The 661-nt window shown below is 41.9% G+C and carries 1 protein-coding gene and 1 pseudogene; both read left to right on the forward strand.

Annotation, left to right across the window (positions count from 1 at the left end; translation table 11 throughout):
- Positions 1–180 (forward strand): hypothetical protein (locus ACFINZ_RS11160; RefSeq protein WP_375701550.1); only part of this gene is annotated, 180 nt, incomplete at its 5' end.
- Positions 177–580: pseudogene (locus tag ACFINZ_RS11165) on the forward strand (hypothetical protein). The gene ACFINZ_RS11160 and the pseudogene ACFINZ_RS11165, both read left to right, overlap by 4 nt.
- The last annotated feature ends 81 nt before the right edge of the window (positions 581–661 follow it).

Here is a 661-nt window from a genome sequence, read left to right on the forward strand (position 1 = left end):
TGCTGTTTGTGGAAACTACAATCCCCACATTCATGTGTTCCCATGCTTGTGTGGGATTGTTCTCTTCATCCACCATCTCAATATTGTTCACCGTTGTTTGAAACAGCGGTGGCAGAAAATATCAACAGGCTTTCAAGCCATTGCATTAAAAAGAAATCCATTCAAAGAGGGGAAAAATGAAACAAACTCTAAGACTATTAGGTGCTGTAACTTTATTAGGTATTGCAGGATGTCAGTTTAATAAAACTCCCACATCATCTATAGGAGCATGGGAGAAGCCAGGAGCAGATTTTACTGAGATAGGAAAAGCCTTGTTAGAATGTGGCATGCCAACCCCTTATGATCGCGATCCAGAAAACGATAATCGCAGTTTCAATCAAATGGCAACCATTGATGCTTGCATGCTTCAAGCAGGGTTCCGCTATAAATATGATGTGGGGGGGGATGGTGTGGAAATCATAAAGCCGAAAATCTTCCGATTTGTCGTCCTGGCGCTGTCATCCCAAAGCGCAGTGTCAAGAAGCGCTTGAACAGCCCTTTTTGTAAAAAATATAAAAATAGCCGTAAATGCCAACCTTAAATATTGCTGTTTGTGGAAACTACAATCCCCACATTCATGTGTTCCCATGCTTGTGTGGGATTGTTCTCTTCATCCACCATC

Source organism: Bartonella sp. AA81SXKL, from assembly GCF_042196945.1.
Taxonomy (GTDB): Bacteria; Pseudomonadota; Alphaproteobacteria; order Rhizobiales; family Rhizobiaceae; genus Bartonella.